We start from the raw sequence: 21,567 nt of genomic DNA, 5'->3' as shown, positions 1-21,567 counted from the left end.
ATCGCAACTCGCTCTTGATTTACGGGCGACCAACTTTCTCGGTGCAATTTATCTAGCTGCTTCTGTCATTTGGCTCAATTGATGACACGCCCTAGCACTCAGAATTAGTAACGTGTCACTGTAAATTTTCTACTGGCTCTTGGTCAAATCGACGCATCAACTCTAGCAAGGCTTCCCTGTCTGGTTTGTGTTCATCCTGAAATAGGGAAACCAAGCCCTCAAAATACTTTTCGCGTTCCCCACCTGGAGAGAACATAATCAGTAACTTTGCAGGTTTTGTTCCACGGTTAGCAAATGTGTGTGGCGTATTCCGAGGAACAAGTACAAATGCTCCTGGTTGACCTTGGACAATCCGGTCTCCAGCTTGGATTTCGACTTCTCCCTCCACAACATAAAACATTTCCTCCATCTGACGGTGAAGGTGTAGTTCTGGTGCGGTTCCTCCTGGTTGTATTAAGTACTCAAATAAACCTAAATGACCATGAGTATCAGCACCAACTGCTTTAAATATTGCCTGTGTATTACCTATAGTGAAGTGATTACCTTCTCCTGGAGCCAATATAATTTCTTTAATAGGTAAAGTCATAATAATTAAAGTTTCTCCCTAGATGCCGCAGGTAAGCGAAGAGATTGATGCTATTTTTTATAGATGATATCATCAGTCTCAAAAATCAGAGTACAAGATATTGACCACTGTGGCATAGTGGCTGAGATAATCAAATGGCACGCTTGAAAAGCTCTAAGCTATGCTTAATCATAACTACAGCTTTTAAAGCTCTTGAACAGTGGAGGGATAGGTCAGGCGATTGTCCTTTTTACTGTTTAGAATTAGCTTTGATTAACTGTGACAAATGACTTAACCATCTCTCAAACCAGAAGCCAGATGTGATAGTTGCAACATTTTGAGAAAGAAGCTCAATCGCATGGTTACAATTTTGCAGGCTTGCATCGAGTCCCATTGCGTGATATATCTCGCGGGCATTGCAAAAGGCATCCATCGCTTCTGATTCTCGATTGGTTTTTTCTAACACCAAACCCAAATTAAACCAGGCGTTTGCTTCCCCATTTCGGTCATCAAGATCCCTTCTGATCTCTAATGAATACAGATGAAACTCAACCGCCCTTTGGTACTGTCCCAAAGCCTGATAAGCACTGCCCAACCCACTTAAGGCCATGCCTTCCCCATTGCGATCGCCTAGGAATCTTGCCAGCTTTAACCATTGCTGGTAAAAGTGAATTGCCAGTTGGTACTGCCCCAATGATTCATAAGTATTGCCCAAACTTCCCAGGCAAATGCATTCCCCAGTCCAATCGCCTATTTTCTTAGTTATACTCAACCACTGCTGATAAAATTCAATCGCTTGCTCGTACTTGCCCAGGTATTCGTAAGTATTGCCCAAACTTCCTAAGCAAATCCCTTCCCCAGTGCGATCGCCTATTTTCCTGGTGAGACTCAACCACTGCTGATAAAATTCAATCGCTCGCTGATATTTGCCCAGTGATTGGTAAGCGTTACCCAACCCAGATAAAGATTTCGCTTCCCCGAAGCGATCGCCTATTTCTCTAGCTGTATCCAACCACTGCTGATAAAACTCAATTGCTAGCTGGTACTCGCCTCTTGACTGGTAAGCATTGCCCAAACTTCCTAAACAAATGACTTCCTCATTGGGTTGGCAAAGCCTTTCCTCTGGAGAATCGCCTATTTCTCTGGCTTTTTCTAAGCACTGCTCTTCAAACTCAATGAACTCAATGTGATTTAGGCTCTCGGATTTAATTACTTCTGTCATTCTCTATAGGAAACGAAATTTTTGGTCGATCGGCTGTTGATTATACAATTTTCTGTACCTTCAGCACACGAGAAGTGGAACTTATAAGCCAATACGCTTAGTACAGTTTTGCGTAAAAGATAGCGTTTTTTATTGTAAACCGACGCATTGGCATTGTAAACCGACGCATTGGCATTGTAAGCTGACGCATTGGCATTGTAAATCGACGCATTAGCATTGTAAGCTGACGCATTGGCATTGTAAGCCGACGCATTGGCATTGCAGGGTATTGCTAAATTTCATTCACTACGAATTCATGAGATGCTGTACTTAGTGTTAGCGATATTTTGTACCGGAAGATTCCTTAACCCACGTCATAAAAAGTCACTCATTCAAAAGTCAAAAACTAGAACCCCACCAGTCGCTTCTCTAAAAGACGCTGCGCGTAGCTTGCTTCCCCAAAGGGGTACGCTCAAAGTCAAAAGTTAGAAGTCAAAAGTCAAAAATAATTAATTTTGACTTTTGACCTTTAACTTTTGACTTAAGAGAAGGGGTGGGGGCTTGTAACCAATTGCGTACTTACCTCGGCTTACTTCGACTACGCCCTTCTCTACCGGGTAACAAGCGCACGAATATACTATGCTGATAAATTCAGGTTTCTAAAAAGATACAGCGTATTTCAGGTAAATGAAGTACATGGGTAGTGGCACAGCCATGTTCCCTACGATTATCTGTACCTCACCTTGGCGTAGCCCAAGGTAGAGAAGTTGCAATCTGCTGTATAAGAAAAACCAAATCAATCAGCAGCAGTATAATCAGGCAATACCTTGAGTTGTAAACTAACGGCATTTAGATAATTTTGGTCGTTTAAAGCTTGTGATGGTAATTTATCTGCATTAACAGCAGCCTTCACCAAATCTTTTGCAATAATATTTCTGTTCTGAGTTTCAAATACTAGCTTTTCTCCACTAGGAATACCGTGCTGTTTCAAACCTCCCTGATAAGCAAAAGTTACCAGATTGAAAGGCTGGAGATAATTCACAGAAGTAGAGTTACTGGATAAATTGTTAGAGTTAATAGCTATTTCACTACTCTTGGTAGCAGCGGTTTGAGCGCCAGCGATTCCAGGTACAAGAGTAATAGAAGCAAGAATCAGTGCAGAATTTATTAAAGTAATAGGTTTCATAAGGTTATTTTTAGGTTAAATGCGATCGGTGTTCTTTATTAATAGAGTCCTCTTTATTATTAATCTCAGCTTCCTTCAGTCAGGTCACCTGATCGGTTGATATCTGACTCACCCAAAAGGATGAACTAGTTGAGCGACACAAAGAGCAATGGAGACTCCGTTAAGCCCAGACACAGAACAGATTGGTTGAAATATTCAAGTACTTAACTGAGGTGAGTTGAACATTTATGCAATTTTTAATTCGCTAGGACTTATGCATTCACAGGAAATACGTAAGGATTCAGGTGTTTGAAACCCAGTCACAGAGCCAGTTTAAAATTCGACTTTGACTTATTAACATACCTTTAGTCGCAATAAGACACGAAAAAATAGTCCTTATGCAATTCTTATTGAGAATATAAATTTGTGGCTAATCCTCCGAAAGTATTATCAGTAAACGATTGTAGAGATTTTGGTATGACCTAAATCCTTACGGAAATACTAAATATGGATGATTTGAAAAACCACATCTGTCGTAGGGGCAATTCATGAATTGCCCCAACAGCGCGGGTCTATTTACTATCAAAAGGATTCATTGTAGGATGCGTTACTTACAGCTATTTTCAGGTAAATAGACCATGCGGTAGGGGCACAGCATTGCTGTGCCCCTACGACAGATGTGGTTCAAATACATAAAAACTGCTGTAAGATGAAGGCGTGAGGAAAAAACTCACGCCTTTTTATTTAAACTTTTTTCCCCCAGGCTGCTAAAAGTTCCAGAATAACTCCATTTGTCCAGCCGAAGCCAACTTCATTAGAACTATATCCAAAGCAGATTTCGTCGGAAACGTTGGCAGAACACCGTTCAACATCATATTTCTCAACTAGTGTATTGTGACGCCCAAATTCCTTAATCACCATAGCCAAGAATTTGTTAGCAATGCGATCGCCTTCTGTATGATACCCATAGCGGTGAAGTCCCTGGACAGCAATTAATGTCAGTGGTGCCCAGCCGAAGGGTGCATCCCACTGGTTACCCGTGACACGAGTACTAGTAAAAATTCCGCCTGGGGCTTCAAATAAAGAGAGATTTTCCACGACACGTTTAGCTTGGGTTGGTGAAGCAATTCCCAGCCACAAGGGATAGAAGGTGGTAGCAAATTCGTAACGGCGGCGTTTTCCACTCTGGAAGTGATAATCCAGATATAGTCCCTGTTCTTCATCCCAGAGAAACTGATCGATGCGATCGCGACGGATATCTGCGCGATTGCTCCATTTTTGTTCCAATTGTTCGTTCCCCAGAATATGCTTAATTTGCGCCATGTCTTGTTCTACCTGATACAGTAAACTGTTGAGGCACACAGGAGCGTAGTGGAGAATATCAGCACTGAAAGGGCCAAATCGGTTAGTGATATCAAAACCAGACTCGCGCATGGTGCGATCGCCTTTGTAAAATAGCTTGGTCAGTTGGTCAGTTTCCTGGTTGTAATAAAGACTAACGTCATAATCCTCAACTTCAAAAGTTTTATAATACTCCTTGACGCGATCGTAGTGGCTTCTTCCCTGCTCATCTAGCTCGGAGAACACAACTTCTGGCGCGGGACCTTCCCCAAGAGCATAAAATCTAGATAAGCCTGTTGCGGAATTCAGGTGAGGCGGTACTACCCAGTAATAGTAAAACTGTTCTAAAAGCGGTACGATTGACCTTAACCACTCTTCATCCTGGGTGTGCTGGAATAATGCCAAAACCATCATGCTGAGGACGGGGGGCTGCGATCGCGACAGCATATAAGTCCGGTTGGAATTGAGAATGATCCCGTAATTTTGCACCTGGTATAGCAGTTGGTCTACTTGGCTTTGCGCTAGCTCCAATTCCCCATCGTGCAAAAGTCCCAGTAAGATAAAGTAGCTGTCCCAGCCATACATTTCATTAAAGCGACCACCTGGTACGACATAAGGTCCTGGTAGATATAGTAACCCATGCTGTTTAATCGCCTCGACTTCAGGTGGCAAAGTGCGAACTTCCAGCTGTTGCATATCCTTTAGAGATAGCGAGCGCTCCAACACAGTCTGAATATTGGGACAATCTTCTAAGGGAGAAATGTAGACAATCCAAGGAGTGTCTGTTTTATGGTCTAGCTTGATATCCTTTGCAGATTGTAATAAGTGTTCGTGCGATCGCGTTAAGGTTTTCCAGGTTTTTTTGATATGCGATCGTACAGCGTCAATCTGGGCGGTGGTAAGTGCTGGTGGAGTGTCGGTGTAAGCTGGAGTGGTCATAATTGCATCTCAAAATTCAAAATGGGGGCTGGAGAGACTAAGGACTAGCAGCAGGGAATAGCGCTGTCAAGGTGAGTTTTGATGAGATGAGACTGCAATTTCTATTTCATTACTAACTCAGAACTCAGAATTTCAGAATTCTAAAAGGACAAGTGAAGATTTGAGTTGAACAAATATGAAATTCAATCTACATCTCACCTTGACACTGGCTAGATCAAGAAGCAAAAAAGTAAGGCAGAAGAGTTTTCCCCTCTGCCCTTTTTACTCTTACCCTCTACCTCTTTTGCCCCATGCTTGTTAGTCACTGATTAACAATGCAACTGGAAAATGGGCGAGGGCTGCTGCGATAGATAATGTTTCTGTAGCTTGTAGGGATTGCTGAGTTAAAACGTTTTTCCAGGTGTGGGAAGTTCCATCGGGTAATTGCAGGTGCGTATCTTGCCAAACTGACTCGCCCAAGGGATTATCTCCAGGCTGGATGAGGCTAGTTAAAAAGCGAGGCGCGATCGCGATCGCTGTTTGATTCCCCTCCCGCCGCGCAAAGGCGATAATGTGATTGGCGTAGGTTCCTTGAACTTCTAGTGGCAAATAGTCACCGTCCTGGAATAATGAAACATAGTTTGTTCGAGCTTGGAGTAATTGAGTCGTTAAAAACAGTTTGATTCTGCCGTCTGTTTTCTGGCTTAGTAACTCCTGAATTAGTCCCAGAATATCTGTTTTTGCCTGCTCGCGGATGGCGCTTAAGTAAGTACGTCGCTGTTCAAAATCCACGGGACGGCGATTGTCTGGATCGACTAGGCTTAGTTCCCAAAGTTCTGTTCCTTGGTAAAAGTCGGGTACACCTGGCACAGTAATCTTCAGGAGAGTTTGGGAAAGGGAATTGAAAATACCATAGGCTGCAATCCGCTGTTGAAAGGGACGAAAGGCTTCTAGAAATTCCCCGGAGATCGAAGGGTCGAGTACCTTATCAATAAAGGAGGTACAAGCTTCTTCATACCTGGTATCAGGTCGCAACCATGCTGTATGGACTTTCGCTTCTCTAATTGCCTTAATTATATAGTCTTTCACCCGTTCCATGAAGGATGCATATTCATCTTCTGCAAAGGGAAATGCCCCTACTAGAGTTTGATAGATAAAATACTCATCGTTGCGATCAGGCATAGCAAACCCGTGGCGTACACCGTAGGGGTTGGTGAAGCCATCGCTACGATGTCCTTGATTCATGGCACTCCAAGTATTTACCTGCTGCTCCCACTCATCAGGGATTTCTGAGAGGACATTCAACCTGGCGCGCACATCTTCGCCGCGTTTGGTGTCGTGGGTGGCTGTGGTGTTCATTGTGTGAGGCCAGGTTGCTTGGTGCTGTTGGTTAAAGGCATGAAATTTGGCTACTGAAATCCCAAAATGACCAGGATTACCTCCAACTTCATTCAGCGAAAGCAAGCGATTGTAAACATATAACGTGGTGTCTTCTACGCCTTTTGCCATCAAAGGCCCGCTGTATTGCTGCATCCGCAAGACAAAATATATCCACTGTTCACGCTCTGTTTGAGTAAGAGAATTATCAAACTCTAGCAGCATTAACTTTTCAATAAAGTTCAATTCATGATATAACAGGGGCGTTTGTTCTTTGGCTTGGTCAATTACTTCTTGAATGGTAGCGCGATCGCTATCTCCAATTCCATCGGGTGTAATGTATGTCCGGTAAATCGGGAACTGTGTTAAAACTTCGGCGATCGCTCTTTTTAATCCATTCAGCGTAAAATCATTACCATAACGATATTTGCTAGAAATATTCTTTAACAAAAGAGCCAGATTGTCAATATCACCTGCTAAGTTCTTTTCCAGGATCAGGTGCTTTTTATCCTTCACTACCGATGCATAATCTACTCTTGAGCCGATAAAGTTCTGGTATATTTTATCGAACTGCGATTTATTTTCCGTTTGACAAAATACGCCATTTACATAGTTCAAAAAGTCATATCCAGATGTACCTTCAATTTTCCAATTTTCCGGTAAATCTTCGGTCATTTCTAAAATCTTCTCAACGGTGATATAAACATCACCCGTCTTTTCCCGTAGCCTTTCTAGATACTGGATTGGGTTATAAAGTCCATCAATATGATCGACGCGTAAACCTGTAAATATCCCTTCTTCAACCAGCTTTTGAATTAGGCTGTGAGTATTATTAAAAACTCGCAGTTCTTCAACTTTAACGGAAATCAGTTCATTGACAGTAAAGAAACGGCGGTAATTCATTTCCTCTGCCCCAACTTTCCAATAGGAGAGACGGTAAAATTGGTCATTCAGTAAATCATCTAGCAGGTTAAAGCTTTCTGAATTGCCTGGTTCTCCATTGAAAGTTTGGATATTTTCGTCGATAAACTCGCGGATAGTATCATTTGTGGTGTAGAGTTCCCAAACCAATCCTTTAATAAATGCAATTTGGTCTTGTCGCTGTTTTCCCGCAACCTCTGAGGGAACATTTTTGAGAATGTAGAGAATCCCCAATAGCTTAATAAAATCGGGGTGATTGCGTCCCAGTGTGCGCGTGAGTTTACCCAGATTCTGAGTGATAACTTTTGTGTAAGACTCTAACCGCAACGGCAGTTTCAAGCTGTAATAGTTTACAGTTAAACCGTTTTGTTCATATTGCAGTTGAATATTTCCGTTTTCCAAGGATACACCGTAGAAATCTCCCAATAGCGGCGCTAGGATTCGCTCTTGGCGATCGCCAAAGGGAGCATTCCAAGAAAGGTCAAAGTAGTCGGTATAGCTGGAATCTGGCCCGTATTCTAAGATATCTATCAAGTAAGGGTTTTCGCTGGTATAGGCCATGTGGTTGGGCACAATATCTTGTAACCAGCCCATACCAAGAGATTGAATTTCACCAACCAATGTATCAAAGGACTCATTAGTTCCCAGTTCTGGGTTAAGTTGATTGGCATCTACTATATCGTAGCCATGCGTACTCCCGGATCGTGCTTTGAAAATGGGGGAAGCATATAAATCGGAAATACCTAAATCCGCCAAATAAGCTGCGATCGCTTTAGCGTTGTCAAAGCCAAACTCAGGTGTAAACTGAATTCGATAAGTTGCGGTAGGAATTCGCATAAGTTTGTTGTTTCTAGTGGCAGGTGGGGAGTAGGGAGTGGGGAGTGAGGGGATGAGGAGCTTATATCATGTTCGCTTGATTGCTTATTAAACCCGAAGAACCCCAAAGAGCCAAAGCTGTGCTTTGTCTCCCCTCCCCGCAAGCGGGGAGGGGTTGGGGGTGGGGTTCTTTTTTTATGGGTAATTTAGCGGACATGATATTACTTGCAGGAATTTGAACCTTTTAGCTTGAACGTTGAGCCTTTTTGCTCGAATGTTGAACCTTTTAGCTCGAACGTTGAGCCTTTTTGCTCGAACGTTGAGCCTTTTTGCTCGAACGTTGAGCCTTTTTGCTGGAACATTGAGGTTATGAGGCTGAAACTTTAAGTTCTAACTCTCTCCCTCATCCTTTTTCATAGAGTACTAAACTAGTGGGTTGCAATTTTACTTCTTGGCCCACAGACAGATGTTCAGCGGCTTCAGAACCATGCCCAGACCATGAGGTATCTGCTGAGTCTAATAGTTTATGAGCATTTTGCTCAAATGGCAAAGCCACCGTTACTGAAGACGAATTGAAATTCATCACAAAAATTAGTTCACTTGATTCGCACCAACGACGCACGATAACCAACTCCTTGTCTTTATCGTTAGTCGCTTCGATGGAGTTACGCTCTTGATTCAAAAGTGCTGGATGCGTCTTGCGGAAATTAATTAACTGGCGATACCAATCCCAGAGAACTTTGTGCTTACCCTCATTGCGTAATTCCCAGTTGAGTTTAGACTTTAAGAAAGTTTCTGCCGATTCCGGATCTGGGGGATCATCTGCGTAGTGAAATGCTTCAAATTCTTGTTTGCGTCCAGCTCGAACCATTTGAATTAAATCAGGATCGGAGTGACTGACAAAGTAAATGAAGGGTGCTGTTTCCCCGTATTCCTCTCCCATGAATAACAAGGGCAAGTAAGGCGACAGCAGCACAGCGCCAGCAGCTAATTTTAATCCTTCAAAAGAGACTCGCTGGCTGAGGCGTTCTCCTTTCATTTGATTGCCGATTTGGTCGTGATTCTGAATGCAGACTGAAAACTGTGATAAAGGGCGATCGCGGCAAGATACGCCATGAAATCGCTTGCGGTGTGGTGCGTACTTCCAATCGTAGATAAAAGTATCTTCATAAGCTTTCGCCAACTGAGCAGTTTGCCCAAAGTCTTGATAATATCCTTGGCGATCGCCTGTTAAAAGTGCGTGTAATGCATGGTGAAAATCATCACTCCACTGGGCATCAAGTCCGTACCCACCCAATTCTGCCGGACGAATCATTTGTGGATTATTCAAGTCACTTTCGGCAATTAGATGGCGTTTCCATTTTTGCCCTTGTTGGGAAAAATGATGAACAGCTTCCGCCAATTCCCACAAAAAATGCTTGGCTCCCAAATCGTAAATTGCTTGAGTGGCATCCAGCCGCAATGCATCCATGTGGAACTCGCCCAACCAATACAGCGCATTTTGGATGAAATAGTTTCGCACGCCCTGACTATAGGCATCGTCGAAATTCATCGCATCGCCCCACGGCGTTTTATAGGTTTTAGTAAAGTAGGGCGCGAACTGACTCATATAGTTGCCTTCTGGCCCAAAGTGGTTATACACCACATCCAGCACTACAGCAATCTCATTTTGGTGACAAGCATTTACCAGTTGCTTAAGTTCGGCTGGGCTACCGTAGGAATTTTGGACAGCAAAAGGGTAAACGCCATCATAACCCCAATTGCGATATGTCAGAGAAGCCTCAATATGGGTGTCTCCCGGAAACTGAGCGATCGGCATGATTTCAATGGCGTTAATTCCCAGTTCCCTCAGTTCCGGTAAACGGGGAATAATGGCGGTGAAATTTCCTTCAGGCGTGAATGTGCCAACGTGGAGTTCATAGAAAATCATCGACTCCACAGCAACGCCAGTCCACCCTTCATCCGTCCACTCAAACTCGTGATCGACAATTTGAGATGGCCCATGTACCCCTTCTGGTTGATACTGCGACGCCGGATCAGCAAAGGTGTCTTGCCCATTTAAGACATACTGATAAAGCGTACCCGGATATACATCGTTGACTTTCGTGTGCCAGTATCCCTCAGACTGAGGCTTGAGAGGAATTAACTGCTGTTCTGGCGTCATAATTTTTACAGTAACGCTATCTAATAGCGGAGACCAAACTGTAAATTCACACTCTCCGTTACCCAAGTAGTTAGCACCAATTCTCACGCAGTATCCTCCGATCAGTTCAGTGTGTTGTGCCGATTTGTGGCGCGGTGGCGTACCCGCCCTTTCCGGTGGCGATAAGCGAAGCTTAAGCCTTCTCCTTCTCCCAAAGGGAGAGGCTACGCCAATAGAGACGCTAGCGCGAACGGCTATCGCAAATGTCATTGATTGCACAATATTTACAAACACGCCAGATAGCATAATGGTTGGTCTTGCAGACTTTTTACTAGCACCTGGAGGCGGATTTTTTACCAGAATAAATTCTGTCTAATGACCAAAGAGGCAGGGGAGCAGGGGGCAAGGGGCAGGGGGAGAAAGATGCTGGAATTCGCTAGCAGTCAGGAGTTACGAGCTAATAAATGTATTTATGCTCAAGGGAAAAATATTTATTTTGAACACAAAGTGCAACGATAAATAATGCGTATTTGTCTCAAAGCCAATACATTTCCCTGCTCCCAGCAAGAACTGCTTGCTGCCTCAGACTGGGAATATCCTCACCTGTACTACCTACGGCTTGCAGCTATTATCCACACAGTATGCCGATTCATAGGTATTAGAACGCTTGCCAAAAATTGCATAACGATTATCGCGGATTTGTTCGTAAAAGCGATCGCCTGCCCATTTCATCCCCGGTAAGGCTCGATAAGTGTCTACAAATATACTTCCTGCTGGCAATAACCGCCCAATTTCTTCAGCGGCGTTACTACCTTGCCAACGTCTTTGAGGTTCATTGCCATCAATTAAAATCATCCCCTGTTCACAGTCTTGGGCTGTAATTCCCCACTTTAAAAGTGTCTGCTCATCTTGCATAGGAGCGTAGCGAAACAGCTTTCCTTGGTCTAAGGTTTCTAGCGTTCGCACTAAGGTAACGCAGAGATTACAATTTCCGTCGTAGATTACGTAGTAATTCATAAAAATAACGGCTCTTTGGCAATTGACTTGTCAGATGTATCTAAATACAACTTTGGTATTCTAACTTAGAAAACCGTGGCGATCGCTCTGAACTGACTGAAGCAGTGCTAAGTAATCCGATTCACCTCAGCCAAAACAAAATTTCATTTGTTAAATATGTATAATGTCATCTAGTTTAAGTTGTAAATTTGGCAAAAGTTCAGAAAAAATAGTATCTCCTAAGCGATATTGTTCCTGCTGGTACACACCGTTAACCAACTGACAAACGGTGAATGTGGGTTGTTTGGGATTACCGATAAATTGCAAACCACCTAAGCCACGAAAGTCCACAATCCAATATTCTGGAATGTTAAAAAAAGCGTATTCTTCCACTTTCCTGGCATAATCATCTTGCCAATTAGTACTCACAACTTCAGCAACAAGTTTGATTGTACTGCCGTTACAAATAATAGGTTCTTTTTGCCATAGCGGTTCTTTACTAAGTTCGGCTTTATCTAAAACAATTACATCAGGACGCAGCGCTGTGGCTTCAGCAGCAGGTGGTTTTATCAGACAAGTTTTTGGAATTAGCCAGTTGAAATTAGAATTAAAAATTTCGACATAGATTCTACCAGCAATACTACCTGCAACAGCTTCGTGTGGCCCTGTAGGTTCCATGTCTCTTAGTTGTCCGTCGATTAGTTCGTAGCGTGTACTGTCACCATATTGAGCTATAAATTCCTCAAAGGTAAGTAGTTTGGGTGAGGTGTAGGTCATAGGTCTTGTTTTGACTTGACGTAGGCTTATTCTAGCGGCTGCTGTTGCAAAGTACAGCAAGCAATAAGAGTTTTAGAGAATTATTACGTAAGTCCCATACACTATATAGCAATCCGATTTGATTCCTGAATTACTCGTGAAGACCGGGGACTGGGGAACTCGGGGCCCCCACGGAGTGGGGATTAGGGGCATGGGGACTGGAAATAACTTGTACAATAACTCTCCTCTGCTTCGCTGCCTAGAACTGCACAAGCTCCATCGAGATGTGGTGAGAAATCCGGGATAAGTTTGCCTACTTTTAACAAGGCGGCCGTCGCATTCACAATGCAAGTCGTCGCATTCACAATGCAAGTCGTCGCATTCATAATGCAAGTCGTCGCATTCAAAATGTAAGTCGTCGCATCACAATGCAAGAGGTTACATTTAGATAGACTAAAGGGCTTGTTCTCAAACATCACCCCCAGTTTGCAGTTATCATGCTTTTGGGATGGTATTCGATAGTTTTTTTGATTAATGAGAAAATATTCATGAGATACAAACTGTTAGGCAAAAGCGGATTAAGAGTCTCTGAACTCTCATTGGGAACCATGACCTTTGGTGAAGATTGGGGTTGGGGTGCATCTGCTGACGAAAGTCGTAAAATCTTTGATACCTATGTAGAAGCAGGGGGCAATTTCATTGATACCGCCAACGGTTATACCGATGGTAGCAGTGAAAAAATTGTCGGTGAGTTAATCGCTAAACAACGGGAACGCTTTGTAGTTGCTACAAAATATTCCTTTCCCTTGCAGATGAATGCTAAGACGGGCGACCCTAACGCCAGTGGAAATCATCGCAAGAACTTAGTCCAGTCTTTAGAAGGTAGCTTGAAACGGCTGAATACCGATTATATTGATTTATTCTGGTTACACGCTTGGGATTTCACAACACCCATTGAAGAAGTATTGCGATCGCTTGATGATGTAGTCCGTCAAGGTAAGGTACTTTACATCGGCATTTCTGACACACCCGCTTGGATTGTTTCCCAAGCAAATACTATCGCTAAATACCAAGAATGGACGCAGTTTGTCGCCCTGCAAATTGAGTATAGTTTGATTCAGCGGACACCAGAACGTGATTTATTACCGATGGCCAAAGCTTTGGATTTGGCAGTAACGCCGTGGTCGCCCTTAGGTGGTGGTGTGCTGACAGGCAAGTATAATAAGCCTTCTCAAGAAGGCGGTGAACAAGGGCGATTTAAAACTACGGGGGGAGAGATTTCCGAGAAGAATTTAGTGATCGCTGAAGTTGTCAGCCAAGTTGCAACAGAAATTGGACACACACCTTCACAGGTAGCATTAGCTTGGTTACGCGCTCAAAGTGGCGTGATTATTCCAATCATTGGGGCACGTAAATTAACGCAGTTTCAAGATAACTTAGCTTCTTTAGAAGTCACCCTCTCCCCAGAACATTTGCAACGTCTAAATGAAGTGAGTCAAATTGAATTAGGTTTTCCCCATGACTTTTTGCACAATGATGTAATTCGCGATCGGCTTTTCGGTGGTACATTTAACACCATAGACAACCATCGCACTTAACCCGATAATTATGTAAAGTAACACATTCAGCCGTTAATTCAATCTCTCGTCAGAGAGTTTCGCACAGCCAAGCAGTATCTGTAAAGTTAGATATAAAAGGCATTAACGTAAGAACCATGAGCGACAACACCATTTCATCACGTCTGTACCCTACCCGCATTGACATTCCTGCCGAAGCACGAGTGCAAATCGTGGTACTTCTCAACCAAACCTTAGCAGCTACTTTGGATCTGAAAACCCAGACAAAGCAAGCGCACTGGAATGTTAAAGGAACTGATTTCTTCCAGCTACACGAATTATTTGATGAAATTGCTGGTGAATTGGAAGAGTACATCGATATGGTAGCTGAACGCGTCACAGCTTTAGGCGGATACGCTTTCGGAACAGCCCGTGCTGCTGCTGATAATTCGATTTTGCCAGAATATCCCTTTGATATTTTGGATGGCAAAGACCATGTGATAGCTTTAGCAGATCGCTTTGCACCCTATGCTAAACATCTTCGAGAAGCGATCAATAAAACTGATGAATTAGGCGACCTCGATACCGCTGACCTTTACACCGAAATTTCCCGCACCATTGACAAACGACTCTGGTTCTTAGAAGCTCATCTGCAAGTAGCAGAAATTAAGGCAGAGAATAACAAAGCGGGTATTACTCAAACTCAAAAGATACCTGCTGGTGTAAATTAAGCACTTCTGAGAGACACTATATTTAATAGGTAATAGGGTGCGTTAAGCTTTAGCCTAACGCACTATTTTATATAGTGGTACGTTAGGCGCTTTAATTATATTTTTTGTGACAAACTATATCAAAATATGCGTTTAACACACCCTACTAGCGTGACTTATTGAATAAATATAAAATTTTATTGTTCAATGATTTAAATGAAAATTTCACAGTATCTTTTTGGTAAGTACCCCACTTTTAAGTGCGTACTTTTCATTTTATATGTATATGTTTTATTATTTAAATAGTTCAAAAGTAATTCAAAATTCGTAATCACCTATGCCCCACTACGCTAAATAAATTCGTAATACTTGCCATTCGTGTAGCGTCTCGTAGAGAAGGCGAGAAGCAAGCTACGTAATTCGTAATTAAATACTTAATTTTTTGACACTCAAACTAATTAACAGCGAGGTAAATCTATGTCTCAAAATACAATTAGCCACCTAATTCACGATCGCAATGCCCGTGGTCACGTTAAAATGGGCTGGCTCGATACTTATCACACATTTTCTTTTGGTAGTTTTTACGATCCTAACCGCATGGGATTTCGCTCTCTGCGGGTAATTAACGACGATCGCATCACCCCTGGTGTTGGATTCCCTACCCACGGCCATCGTGACATGGAAATCCTCACTTATGTCCTAGAAGGTGCAGTAGAGCATAAAGATAGCTTGGGTACAGGGTCGATAATTCGTCCCGGTGATGTACAGATCATGAGTGCTGGTACTGGAATCAGCCACAGCGAATCTAATCCCTCACCAACTGAACCACTGCATTTGCTACAAATCTGGATTCTTCCCGATCAAGAAGGCTTGACACCAAGATATGAACAAAAAGCTTTTCCTCTAGAAGAAAAGCGTGGCAAACTTCGTTTAATTGCTGCTAAAGATGGGCGCGATGGTGCTCTGACAATTCACCAAGATGTTGATTTATACACATCTGTTTTAGAAGATGGTGATGTTGTTAATTATCAAGTCAAACCCGGTCGCTATGCCTGGTTACAAATAGCCCAAGGTATAGTTAACTTAAATGGTGAAGAACTCAGAGCAGGCGATGGAGTGCAAATCAACGGTGAAGAACAGCTAGAAATTAGCACCAATATCGGCGGCGAAATCTTGCTTTTCGATTTAGGCTAATTCTTTTCTCTAGTAAAAGGCTCATTTAGATGAGCCTTTTACTCAGAATATTACGTTTACGAATTAAGTATGTTTGCGTGTTCCGTGAAAGCAAAGAAAATCACTGGAAACGCTAGTAGCATAAATGCGATTGCCACCAGCGAAAGTGGTTTGTGGCAATATGAATGCATTAGGGATTGGACTTTGGACAAATAGAAGGTGATTGATGACAAGGGATTCTTCAAAAAGGGCGATCGCGGAACATAAACTGTGCAATCTTTGCCCCCAACTGAGGGCTATTTTTAGACATCATTATGAAAATTAGCAATTTGTTAATCTTTGTGCCACCGCGTCTATGTGTCGCCACCATTGAGTCCCACCAGCCCAAATACGCGAAGGTAAATGTCCTACAGGAGATGAACTTTGAAAAAAGAATTGCCATTGGGGAGGAGAATTGGCATTATATAAATGCCAACCAACGGCACTACAAAATCTGACATAATCACAGTCAAGACTTTCGTAGATTTGTTTCTGCACACTAAAACCAAAATGCCCTTGACTGTATTTAATCCACAATTGGTCAATTATCAGTAAATCTTCACAGGGTAGCTTGGCAATATCACTCATGAATAGATAACTACCAGTTGGTTTAAAGATAGCTTGACACATCAATACCCAAGTTTCTTCATCTGCTAAGTGCCATTGTTTGGTAGCGAGTAAATCGCGCAGTCGATGATAGTCAACTCCTACTTCAGAATGCAGCTTATTAACTGACTGTTGTGGAACGATGTGGTCACAGAAATTTAATGCTTGCAAAACTTCCGTCGCTGATTTGTAACGTTGCGAGGTGGCATTTTGCAGCAGCTTGTCCAGAATTGTGCCGAGTTTTGGACTGATAGTATTCCCTGGTAATAGATAATCACGCCAGACCCAGCGATCGCAAGTCACATCAAACAAATCAAAAGGGGAAATATCAGTTAATAAATGAATGCAGGTGACACCTAAACTGTAAAGGTCACTGGCTGGTATTGCTTTTCCCCTAGTTTGTTCAGGAGCGATATATTCTGGACTACCTACAGTAGTTCCTGTTTGTAGTAAAGCTGTAGCGGTGATATGTTTGGCAACACCAAAATCAATTAAGATTAATTTACCCTGGACAGAACTACGAATAATATTTGCTGGTTTGATATCCCGGTGAATAATTTGCAAGTCATGAATAAATTGCAACACTGGCAATAATTCTTTGAGTATTTGCTGGATTTTTTGTTCGTTAAAGACTCCATTTTCTTGCAATTCTTCTTTGAGCGTCTGTCCTGGAATCCATTCTTCCACTAGATACAGACGATTTTCCTGTTCAAAATACCCCAGCAGTTTTGGGATTTGTGGATGTTGCAACTCATCAAGACGCATTGCTTCCTGACGAAATAATTTCATTGCTTGATAGGAGTTGCGACCAGATGAAGCAGGAAAATTAAATTGTTTGATGATGCATTTAGGTTGGGAGGGAAATTGCTCATCCACAGCTAAGAATGTTATGCCAAACCCACCATGCCCAACTTGTCGCCATAAATGATAACGGTGATTGAGCAGAAGTTGTTCGCCACATTTGAGACAAACTTTAGTTGTCTGGGGGTTGTGGCTATATAAACAGCCAATATTAGGACAGAGTTTCATAACCCGCTGTTTTCTTGGGATAGTCCATCATAATCTCTGTCTGAAAAAATCCAGTTTAATTTCAGCGATCGCAATTTCCAACAACCAAGGCACAATTCTAAAAAACTGGTGAACGAGTATCAAAGACTCTTTAATGGAGTTCAGAACCTCTTTAATGAGTATCAAAGACTCATTAATGAAGCTCAAAGGCTCTTTAATGAAGCTCAAAGACTCTTTAATGGAGTTCAGAACCTCTTTAATGAGTATCAAAGACTCATTAATGAAGCTCAAAGGCTCATTAATGGAGTTCAGAACCTCTTTAATGAGTATCAAAGGCTCATTAATGGAGTTCAAAGACTCGTGGATAAATCAACTTAACGCAAAAGAGGCGATCGCTTACACCAATTCTTTAAAATAGGCGATCGCTGCCAACCTGCAAAGCCAAATTCAATTTTGACTTTGTTAATTACGTTAGCGTAGCGTTAACGAGTCCGCGAGCGTCACTACGAATTACGAATTACGAATTAAATCTTCCACTCTGGCTAGAGCTTGGCTCACTTTTTCAGCATCAGGAGATTGGATACGCTGCAACATCTCCAAAGCGGGCTGCAAATAATCTAGCGCTTGATTATACTCACCCAGTTGTTCTGCTATATGCCCTAACCACCATAATGTCATTGCCTTAATTTTGATATGACCGATTTGTTCAGTGATGGCAAGGGATTGTTGAAAAAGGGCGATCGCTTCTTCTATTTCTCCACTATTAGCTTTGATTATCCCCAATTGGTTCAACGTCGATGCCTGACCTAGAACATAGCCGATTTGTTCACTGAAGGCAAGGGATTGTTGATAAAGGGTGATGGCTTGTTCTATTTCTCCGCTATTGGCTTTGATTACCCCCATTTCGTGTAACGTCTTCGCCTTGCCTTGGACATCACCAATTTGTTCACTGAAGGCAAGGGATTGTTGATAAAGAGTGATCGCTTGTTCTATTTCTCCGCTATTGGCTTTGAGTATCCCCAAACAGTTCAACGTCGCCGCCTTGCCTTGGACATCGCCGATTTGTTCTTTGATGGCAAGGGATTGTTGATAAAGGGCGATCGCTCCTTCTATTTCTCCTTTATTGGCTTTTAGTCTCCCCATTTCGTGTAAAGTCGCCGCCTTGAGTAAAACATCGCCGATTTGTTGACTGAAGGCAAGGGATTGTTCAAAAAGAGCGTTCGCTTCTTCTATTTCTCCTCTATCAGCCTTGATCGTTCCCAAGTTGTGTGACATTGCCGCCTGACCTCTGACATAACCGATTTGTTTTGCCAGAGCAAAAGATTGTTTAAAAAGGGTGATCGCTTCTTCTATCTCTCCTCTATTGCCTTTGAGATGCGCCAAGTTGCTTAACGTCGCAGCCTTAAGTTGGACATCACCAATTTGTTCACTCAAGGCAAGGGATTGTTGATAAAGGGTGATCGCTTCTTCTATTTTTCCGCTACGGGCTTTCGTCATTCCCAAGTTATGCAACGTTACCGCCTGACCTTGGACATCGCCGATTTGTTCCCTGAGGGTAAGGGATTGTTCATAATGGGCGATTGCTTCTTCTGTTTCTCCTCTATTGTCTTTAAGCAGTCCCAAGCTGTTCAATGTCAACGCCTGACCTTGGACATCACCGATTTGTTCATTGAGAGCAAGGGATTGTTGATAAAAGGTGATCGCTTCTTCTATTTCTCCTCTATTGGCTTTAAGCACTCCCAAGTTGTGAATAATTGCTGCTTTTACTGTTTTGTCTTCTGCTGGACAGCTATTTAGGGCTTGTTGATAATGCTCTTGGGCTTTACTCACTTCACCCAGCTGTTCTTCAGAGCAAGTTAACTCATATAATACTAAGTAATTTTCAGCAAGTTGTAGGGTTGATTTGCACAGTTGAACAGCTTCTCGAAATTGGCTTTGATTTCTCCAGTGCCTTGCTAATCTCTGTGCTATTTCTACAGCAATCTTGTCTACCTTCCCTCGTAGCGCCAGCCGATGAATTTCTAACCGTTGTTCCTCAATTGCCGTTTCCACTTCTTCCCGCGAGAGACGATACAACACCTCAGCCGCTTGCTTATGCAAAGCTTCCTCATCTTCTGGTAAATGCACAGGCAAAATGCGCGGCACTCGTAACGCCTGATCGTGGCTGACTTCCAACAGTCCCAATGCCACTGCCCGATTAATATAATGTTCCAAATTAGGGATATTCTCACAAACTGCGGCTAAAGCTTCCCTTGGTACTGGCAACTCAAACACCAATCCCCGTGACAACATCTCCCGCATAGTTTTATCCATTTGTTGCAGCAGCACCTCTGCTAAAACTTGCTCTCGCAACTCCACCGGATCTGCTGCTAACCGATTTAAAATTGCTGCCACATCAACAGTTGTATTTTGCAGAATCTTATCCAACCATTCCAGCAAGCGGGGATTACCATCTGCTAACTTCTGCGCCTGCGATTTTAACGCCTCATCCACCTGAGATTTAGCACTAAAGGCAGTAAGGCGATCGCACTTTTTTTGCAAATCTGCGCCTTGCAGTGCATCCAACGGCTGCTTGTGGAAATACTGCAACTGAGTAAATTCAAAATCGTAACGACAGGTAATAATGATGCGGTGGGAAGTAAAATTTTCTCTAATTGCCCAAACTAAAGCTTTCATTACCTCTGCTGCTTCTGATTGCAGCACATAACTCTCATTGCGGGTTTCTAAATTCACTTCAAAATCATCCAGCACCAACAAAAATGGCTTTGCAGCATCATGCAACTGCTGAAAAACTCGCCGCAGCCGATATTTCAATTCTTCATCGTAATTTTGTAGGCTTTTGCGCTGTTCGTTGTCATCTAACTTTTCCGCCAAGCGACTCACTAAACTAGCTTCATCGATTCTCCCTACCCAGACAATGCGCTCAAAATTGGGTAGTCTGTCGCACAATCTAGCTGCTAAACTACTTTTACCCAAACCGCCCATTCCATAAATCAAGACCCCTACCCCCCCTGTGTCCCCCCCTTGGTAAGGGTGGGATAGCAAACCTTGACTCAGCACCCGTAAACAATTTTGCAATTGACGGCGACGACCAACAAAACTCTCCCGTGTCGGGACTTTGACTTTACCTGCGGGGTCTAAAAACTGGGTAGTAACAGAAGGTGGTGGTGCTGGTTTCCGTCCACGAGTCCATAAGGGTTTGACTAATGAACCTGGTAATTTGCCTGGTGCATACAACCGTAATAAATGCCAATCCCGCGCCTTGTTCTTAATTAATGCTTGGTAGGTAATAGCAAGAGCTTCGGTGATTTGCTTTCCGGCTGACAATTCTTGATACAATGCGGCTGCTGCAGATGTAGCATCAGGATCTAAAACTTTTTGACCCCAACCCAAAACCGCCTTTGCACCTGATTTGAGCAATTCTTCAGCCATTGACGGCACAGAACCGGAATTGCCTGCTTGTCCAGTGCGGCAACCAGAGAGAAAGATCAGTTTAGGCAGTCGAAATTGTAATTCTTGAGCTATATTTCCAGCACTTGCATAGAAAGCTTCACCAATTTCGGTTTCTGTAATAAAGCGGGGTTGCCCATCTTGTAAAGTAGCATGACCAGTCAAGTGTAAAACATCAAAATAATCCCCGTCGTAACCATCGACTAAATAACCTAACTCCGACAAACAACCGCTTTCTTCCACCGTCAACGCTAAAGGTTGCCGCTTTGTCGCCTCCAAAATCCGTGCTTCCTCCGCCTCAAAATCCAGTACAGGTTTGACATCCAGCGGCGAAGTTGCCATAAACAAAACTTGCAATGCTCGGTTTTCTGCTTCCCCTTCAATTGTCAATTTTTTTACCGCACCATCTGATACCCAACGCACTGGGACAATAGCCGGAACTTTCTGCACTAAAAAACTAACACCATCGTGTAGCACTTCCCAAGGCAGATGGGCAAGTTGTTCAGCAGCTGCAATCGCTAAAACAATCCCCTCTCGCCGATACTTATCTAGCAAGGTTTGCAGCCAGCGATCGCTCCCATCTAACCAGTTATACAACCGCCGTCCAGTTACGGTATAATCCTCTGGAAAAGCCGACACATAATAATCTCGCTCCGCCAACTCAATCAAGTCGGCGATTTCTTTTACAGGGAGCGATCGCTTTTCATACTTGTTTGGATTATCAATAAAGTAACGTAGCTCTACGTAATTCTCATCAACTGGTTTGAGGTCGAGGTGGAGGGTTTGCACGTTCTCAATTTTGAGACTTCAGTATTTACCCCAAGTC

Annotated in this window: 14 protein-coding genes; 4 read left to right on the top strand and 10 right to left on the bottom strand. The window is 42.9% G+C overall.

Annotated features, from left to right (window positions below; all coding sequences use genetic code 11):
• Positions 1 to 115 precede the first annotated feature (115 nt).
• From V7L29_RS16355 to V7L29_RS16320, 8 genes are all read right to left on the bottom strand, one after another.
• Positions 116 to 586 (bottom strand): cupin domain-containing protein, encoded by a 471-nt coding sequence (locus V7L29_RS16355; protein ID WP_334688841.1) that lies wholly within the window; start codon positions 584 to 586, stop codon positions 116 to 118.
• Positions 587 to 815: 229 nt separating this feature from the next.
• Entirely contained in the window at positions 816 to 1,787 is a 972-nt protein-coding gene (locus V7L29_RS16350) for a tetratricopeptide repeat protein (RefSeq protein WP_334736142.1), read from the bottom strand.
• A 775-nt stretch (positions 1,788 to 2,562) separates the two neighbouring features.
• Positions 2,563 to 2,952 carry a hypothetical protein gene (locus tag V7L29_RS16345; RefSeq protein WP_334688839.1) on the bottom strand — a complete coding sequence of 130 codons (390 nt, stop codon included), beginning with the start codon at positions 2,950 to 2,952 and terminating at the stop codon, positions 2,563 to 2,565.
• 723 nt (positions 2,953 to 3,675) lie between these two features.
• Positions 3,676 to 5,211 carry a trehalase family glycosidase gene (locus V7L29_RS16340; RefSeq protein ID WP_334689803.1) on the bottom strand — a complete coding sequence of 512 codons (1,536 nt, stop codon included), beginning with the start codon at positions 5,209 to 5,211 and terminating at the stop codon, positions 3,676 to 3,678.
• A 297-nt stretch (positions 5,212 to 5,508) separates the two neighbouring features.
• Positions 5,509 to 8,325 (bottom strand): malto-oligosyltrehalose synthase, encoded by a 2,817-nt coding sequence (gene treY / locus V7L29_RS16335; protein ID WP_334736141.1) that lies wholly within the window; start codon positions 8,323 to 8,325, stop codon positions 5,509 to 5,511.
• A gap of 382 nt (positions 8,326 to 8,707) precedes the next feature.
• Positions 8,708 to 10,555: a malto-oligosyltrehalose trehalohydrolase gene (gene treZ, locus V7L29_RS16330; protein ID WP_334736143.1), complete on the bottom strand. Its 1,848-nt coding sequence runs from the start codon at positions 10,553 to 10,555 to the stop codon at positions 8,708 to 8,710.
• A gap of 504 nt (positions 10,556 to 11,059) precedes the next feature.
• Positions 11,060 to 11,464: a thiol-disulfide oxidoreductase DCC family protein gene (locus V7L29_RS16325; protein ID WP_334736140.1), complete on the bottom strand. Its 405-nt coding sequence runs from the start codon at positions 11,462 to 11,464 to the stop codon at positions 11,060 to 11,062.
• Between the two features lie 150 nt (positions 11,465 to 11,614).
• Positions 11,615 to 12,220, bottom strand: coding sequence for a Uma2 family endonuclease (locus tag V7L29_RS16320; RefSeq protein ID WP_334736139.1), 606 nt, complete (start codon positions 12,218 to 12,220; stop codon positions 11,615 to 11,617).
• 527 nt (positions 12,221 to 12,747) lie between these two features.
• Between V7L29_RS16320 and V7L29_RS16315 the strand changes: the two genes are divergently transcribed.
• From V7L29_RS16315 to V7L29_RS16305, 3 genes are all read left to right on the top strand, one after another.
• Positions 12,748 to 13,797 (top strand): aldo/keto reductase, encoded by a 1,050-nt coding sequence (locus V7L29_RS16315; RefSeq protein WP_334736138.1) that lies wholly within the window; start codon positions 12,748 to 12,750, stop codon positions 13,795 to 13,797.
• Between the two features lie 116 nt (positions 13,798 to 13,913).
• Positions 13,914 to 14,486: a DNA starvation/stationary phase protection protein Dps gene (gene dps / locus V7L29_RS16310; RefSeq protein WP_334736137.1), complete on the top strand. Its 573-nt coding sequence runs from the start codon at positions 13,914 to 13,916 to the stop codon at positions 14,484 to 14,486.
• Positions 14,487 to 14,942: 456 nt separating this feature from the next.
• On the top strand, positions 14,943 to 15,659 hold the full coding sequence (locus V7L29_RS16305; protein WP_334689809.1) for a pirin family protein: 717 nt from the start codon (positions 14,943 to 14,945) through the stop codon (positions 15,657 to 15,659).
• Positions 15,660 to 15,959: 300 nt separating this feature from the next.
• On the opposite strand, the gene V7L29_RS16300 is transcribed toward V7L29_RS16305, so the two are convergent.
• A complete protein-coding gene (locus V7L29_RS16300; RefSeq protein ID WP_334736136.1) occupies positions 15,960 to 17,312 on the bottom strand; it encodes a serine/threonine-protein kinase in 1,353 nt (450 codons plus the stop codon).
• A gap of 154 nt (positions 17,313 to 17,466) precedes the next feature.
• On the opposite strand from V7L29_RS16300, the gene V7L29_RS16295 reads away from it, so the two are divergent.
• Positions 17,467 to 17,709, top strand: coding sequence for a hypothetical protein (locus V7L29_RS16295; RefSeq protein ID WP_334736135.1), 243 nt, complete (start codon positions 17,467 to 17,469; stop codon positions 17,707 to 17,709).
• A gap of 92 nt (positions 17,710 to 17,801) precedes the next feature.
• Here V7L29_RS16295 and V7L29_RS16290 read toward each other — a convergent pair whose 3' ends face one another.
• Positions 17,802 to 21,530, bottom strand: coding sequence for a tetratricopeptide repeat protein (locus V7L29_RS16290; RefSeq protein WP_334736134.1), 3,729 nt, complete (start codon positions 21,528 to 21,530; stop codon positions 17,802 to 17,804).
• Between the last annotated feature and the right edge of the window lie 37 nt (positions 21,531 to 21,567).

The organism is Nostoc sp. (genome assembly GCF_036916575.1).
Taxonomy (GTDB): Bacteria; Cyanobacteriota; Cyanobacteriia; order Cyanobacteriales; family Nostocaceae; genus Nostoc.
This window is presented reverse-complemented; position numbering and strand designations above follow the sequence as displayed.

What these genes read in the sequence shown, in the direction of transcription:
- V7L29_RS16355 (WP_334688841.1), bottom strand. Translation starts at nt 586, where the DNA reads ATGACTTTACCTATTAAAGAAATTATATTGGCTCCAGGAGAAGGTAAT.
- V7L29_RS16350 (WP_334736142.1), bottom strand. Translation starts at nt 1,787, where the DNA reads ATGACAGAAGTAATTAAATCCGAGAGCCTAAATCACATTGAGTTCATT.
- V7L29_RS16345 (WP_334688839.1), bottom strand. Translation starts at nt 2,952, where the DNA reads ATGAAACCTATTACTTTAATAAATTCTGCACTGATTCTTGCTTCTATT.
- V7L29_RS16340 (WP_334689803.1), bottom strand. Translation starts at nt 5,211, where the DNA reads ATGACCACTCCAGCTTACACCGACACTCCACCAGCACTTACCACCGCC.
- treY (WP_334736141.1), bottom strand. Translation starts at nt 8,325, where the DNA reads ATGCGAATTCCTACCGCAACTTATCGAATTCAGTTTACACCTGAGTTT.
- V7L29_RS16325 (WP_334736140.1), bottom strand. Translation starts at nt 11,464, where the DNA reads ATGAATTACTACGTAATCTACGACGGAAATTGTAATCTCTGCGTTACC.
- V7L29_RS16320 (WP_334736139.1), bottom strand. Translation starts at nt 12,220, where the DNA reads ATGACCTACACCTCACCCAAACTACTTACCTTTGAGGAATTTATAGCT.
- V7L29_RS16315 (WP_334736138.1), top strand. Translation starts at nt 12,748, where the DNA reads ATGAGATACAAACTGTTAGGCAAAAGCGGATTAAGAGTCTCTGAACTC.
- dps (WP_334736137.1), top strand. Translation starts at nt 13,914, where the DNA reads ATGAGCGACAACACCATTTCATCACGTCTGTACCCTACCCGCATTGAC.
- V7L29_RS16305 (WP_334689809.1), top strand. Translation starts at nt 14,943, where the DNA reads ATGTCTCAAAATACAATTAGCCACCTAATTCACGATCGCAATGCCCGT.
- V7L29_RS16300 (WP_334736136.1), bottom strand. Translation starts at nt 17,312, where the DNA reads ATGAAACTCTGTCCTAATATTGGCTGTTTATATAGCCACAACCCCCAG.
- V7L29_RS16295 (WP_334736135.1), top strand. Translation starts at nt 17,467, where the DNA reads ATGAGTATCAAAGACTCATTAATGAAGCTCAAAGGCTCTTTAATGAAG.